Here is a 4,276-nt window from a genome sequence, read left to right on the forward strand (position 1 = left end):
CTGGAAGGTGTCTATGCTGATCTGAATGGCGATGGGGCCATCAATGAAAAGGATCTGTACCGCTATCAGTCTCCGGCTGCAAAATGGCTATTTGGCTTCAATACGCAATTGACCTATAAAAAATGGACAGCAGCAACGACCCTGCGGGCAAATGTCGGAAACTATGTGTTTAACAATACCAAAATGAACTTGAGTGCCTGGGAGACGCTGCAATATGTGGACCCGGCAATCAATAACTTACATCGTGATTATTTCAATACGGGTTTTCAAACAAGGCAATATTATTCGGATTACTATGTCGAAAACGCATCGTTCCTCCGCATGGAAAACCTTTCGGTGAACTACAATTTTGGCAAGGTGGGCAAGATCTCGAGCCTGCGTGTGGGGGCGGTGGCACAGAATGTCTTTATTGTAAGCAACTACAGTGGAATGGATCCTGAGGTTCCGAGTGGATTTGACAGTTCATTCTATCCACGCTCGCGGACGTTTTCGTTAAGCCTCAATTTGGATTTTTAAGCGGTACCTGAATAAAGATAAATAGTTGAAAAACAAATGAAAAGGATGAAAAAGATAAGAACATATTGTTTTGGATTGCTGAGCATGATTTTGCTGCTGCAGTCCTGCACAAAAGATTTGAACCAATACCCTACGGTGGAGACGACCTCTGAGTCTGTATATACCTCGGTGGATGGCTATCGGGCTGTGCTTGCCAAATTATACGGCTCGTTTGCCGTTGCGGGCAATGGCCGTGGGGATGCCGATCCGGATATGGCGAGTAGCACCGCCTCCTGGGGATACCTTCGGGTGTACTTTAACTTACAGGAGGTGCCCACAGATGAGGTGATCTATACCTGGGCCGGTGGAGACAACATGACCGATATCCAGTACATGACCTGGGGTGCTTCGGATACATGGGTGAATGCGATGTATTACCGGATTTACTATACGGTAGCGATCTGCAACGAGTTTTTACGGAACGCAACAGCGGAAAAATTAGCGGCTTTCAGCCAGGCTGAACAGGCTCAAATCACTGCCTTTGCGGCCGAAGCCCGTTTTCTGCGTGCATTAGCCTATAGCCATGCCATGGACCTGTATGGAAATGTTCCTTTTGTAACAGAAAAGGATCCGGTAGCGGCATTTTTCCCGCCAAGGATGACAAGGGGCGAGCTATTCGCATTTATTGAAAAAGAATTGACCGAAGTAGCTACGCTGCTGCCGGAAGCACGTCAGAATGAATACGGGCGTGTGAGCCGTGCTGCGGCATGGTCTTTATTGGCTAAGAATTATTTGAATGCAGAGGTCTACACGGGCACTGCGCGCTATGCGGACTGCCTCAATTATGCCAAGAAAGTAATCGACGGCGGATACGCCCTACATGGCAATTACAAGCAGCTGTTCAATGCGGACAATGATAAACGCACCAATGAGATCATTTTTCCGATTCAGGCTGATGTGGCGCATACGACGACCTGGGGTGCCACCACTTATCTGGTCAATGGCCCGATTGTAGGCAGCATGAAAGCATCAGATTATGGTGTGCTGTCGGGTTGGAACAGTTTCCGAACCTTACGTGAATTTGTCGCCTTATTTCAGGCGCAAGATAAGAGGGGGGATTTTTGGAAAAATGGGCAATCACTGGATGTGGAAGATCCGGGGGCGTCAAGCCAAGGCTACGGAATGGTTAAGTTTACGAATTTGAACGATGATGGCAGCTATAAGACGGATGAAGGATTGGTGAGCACTGATTTTCCGATGATCCGCTTGGCTGATGTCTATCTGATGTATGCTGAAGCGGTATTGCGTGGCGGTGGTGGCAGTGTACAGGAAGCGATTACGCTGGTCAACCGTCTTCGTGAACGTGCCTACGGAAATGGGGCTGGATCTATTGATCAGGCGCAGCTGACACTGGATTTTATCCTGGCGGAACGGGGCCGGGAATTGTTCTGGGAATGCACGCGCCGTACAGACCTGATTCGGTTTGGACGATTTACCGGCAACGTGTACCTCTGGCAATGGAAAGGTGGTGAAATAAATGGGCGCAGTGTGGATGCTAGATTTAACCTGTATCCAATTCCGACGACAGATATGAGCGCAAATCCCAATCTGGTACAAAATCCGGGCTATTAATGGTTGAATTTGGTTAACGAAAAAGAAATAGGCCAAAATTGGATATTCCATATGGCCTTTTAAAGATAAATTTTGACACATGAAACAATTGACACTCTATATCTTGGCATTGTTCTTCGTGGCCTGTAAAAAGGAAGGTGGAATGCCTGCCGTCACTGACATCAGGCCAGCGGTGTTGCACAGTAGTACGCAGGACCTTACCTTAAAGGCCACGGATCGAAAAGCTGTCGCGCTGCAACTTGTATGGGATGAGGCGATCTTGCAGAGTGCGGCGCCAATGCCGCAGTCGGCGCTGAAAAATAAGATTGAGATAGCTGCTGACGCTTCTTTCTCAACCCTTGCCAAAAGCATTGAACAGGAGGCCAGTGCAATCAGTTATACCCATGAGCAGCTAAACAGTCTTGTATCGGGTATGGGATTTGTACCCGGCGAGAAAAAAGCGCTTTATGTCCGCATTGCCTCGCGGCTCGGAGCCAATACGGATTGGCTTTACAGCAACGTGGTCTCCATTGCGGTTACTGCTTATGCTCCCATCCAGGAGGCTGCTTATCTCTATCTGGCGAATAAGGAGTTGAACCAATTTTCTTGGAAACTGTGTTCGCGCAAAGAAGATGGGTTTTACGATGGATTTGTGCGACTCGATCAATGGTATAATTTTTATTTCACAAACGAAGAAAGTGCAAATGCTTCGCTGATCTATGGTTCTTATCCATTGGACGGCAGCCAATATATCCTATATAGCGGGGCAGACCGTTGGAACTGCTGGACGAGCCAAGGTGGCTACCTGTACCTAACGGCTGACGTCAATAAGATGAGCTGGAAGGAAACTTCCGTGGAGTCGCTGGCAGTGACCGGTGATTTTAATGGTTGGAGCGCTACGGCCACTCCAATGGCTTATGATCAGACGGCAAAGGTATGGAAAGCGACAATTACAACTACGGCCGCCGAACAATGGGGCATTAAAGTATTGATCAATGGCAGCTGGACCTGGTTTTTCGGTGCAGCGGAAGGTGAGGGCAACTGCGCATTGTATACGGCTGATGGAAGTGGATTTGCCTACGATAAGGTGGGTACGCATACCCTGATTCTTGATCTAACTGATCCAAAGCAATTTAAATATCATGTGGAGTAGTCTTTTAGGCTATAACACGCTAAAAAAAGGATGTAATGAAAGCACTAAAAATAGGGATGGCACTAGGCTTGATGGGTTTGTATTTTGGCCTGTCAAGCTGCAGCGACAAGGATAATCTTGTACCTGCTGAAAATACAACGCATTTGGCCAAAGGCGCGGATGTCAGCTGGATGACGGAAATGGAGGCTGCCGGTGTGCAGTTTTTTAACGCCGGGGGGACAGCGGTGGACGGGCTCAAGTTACTGCATGGACTGGGAATGGATGCGGTACGTCTGCGGGTATGGGTAGATCCCGAACGTGGCTGGTGTAATCAAAATGATGTATTGGTCAAAGCACGTCGGGCCCACCATTTGGGGATGCGTCTCATGGTGGATTTTCATTACAGCGATAGCTGGGCGGATCCGGGGCAGCAAACAAAACCTGCGGCCTGGAAAGGATTGTCATTTGATGGCTTAAAGAAGGCCGTAAGCGACCATACCACTGCGGTATTGCAATTGCTGAAGGACAATGGTATTGAGCCGGAATGGGTACAGGTGGGTAATGAAACCGGAGATGGGATGCTGTGGGAGGAAGGCAGAGCTTCGGTCAGCATGGCCAACTATGCCGCTTTGAACAATGCGGGCTACGACGCGGTGAAGGCTGTTTTTCCAGCGGCTAAAGTGATCGTACACCTCCATAACGGCTACGACAATGCGCTGTTCCGCTTGATGTTTGATGGGTTGAAAAATAATGGCGGAAAATGGGATGTGATCGGGATGTCACTGTATCCATCAAAAGATAATTGGAAAGAACGTAATACTGCCTGTATCAGCAATATCAAAGATATGATCGCACGCTACAACGCGCAGGTAATGATCTGTGAGGTGGGCATGAGCTGGGATGAGGCAGATACGGCCGAAATCTGGCTCAACGATCTTTTCAGTGCGGTGGAGGCAATCCCCGATCATAACGTGCTGGGCATATTTTATTGGGAGCCCTTGGCGCACAATGGCTGGAATGGTTATACCTTAGGCGCAT

The 4,276-nt window shown here is 48.5% G+C and carries 3 protein-coding genes and 1 pseudogene; all 4 read left to right on the forward strand.

Going from position 1 to position 4,276, the window contains the following annotated elements; genetic code table 11:
* A pseudogene (locus VN105_RS09075) lies at positions 1 to 516 on the forward strand (SusC/RagA family protein); the annotation flags it as partial.
* Positions 517 to 561: 45 nt separating this feature from the next.
* Positions 562 to 2,127: a RagB/SusD family nutrient uptake outer membrane protein gene (locus VN105_RS09080; protein ID WP_325640044.1), complete on the forward strand. Its 1,566-nt coding sequence runs from the start codon at positions 562 to 564 to the stop codon at positions 2,125 to 2,127.
* 79 nt (positions 2,128 to 2,206) lie between these two features.
* Entirely contained in the window at positions 2,207 to 3,259 is a 1,053-nt protein-coding gene (locus VN105_RS09085) for a DUF5111 domain-containing protein (protein WP_325640045.1), read from the forward strand.
* Positions 3,260 to 3,294: 35 nt separating this feature from the next.
* Positions 3,295 to 4,276: glycoside hydrolase family 53 protein (locus VN105_RS09090; RefSeq protein ID WP_325640046.1), on the forward strand; the 982-nt coding region annotated here is incomplete at its 3' end.

Source organism: Chitinophaga sp. (assembly GCF_035564935.1).
In the GTDB taxonomy this organism is placed as follows: domain Bacteria; phylum Bacteroidota; class Bacteroidia; order Chitinophagales; family Chitinophagaceae; genus Chitinophaga.

Excerpts from the sequence above, each read along its gene's own strand:
- VN105_RS09080 (WP_325640044.1), top strand. The coding sequence starts at position 562 with ATGAAAAAGATAAGAACATATTGTTTTGGATTGCTGAGCATGATTTTG.
- VN105_RS09085 (WP_325640045.1), top strand. The coding sequence starts at position 2,207 with ATGAAACAATTGACACTCTATATCTTGGCATTGTTCTTCGTGGCCTGT.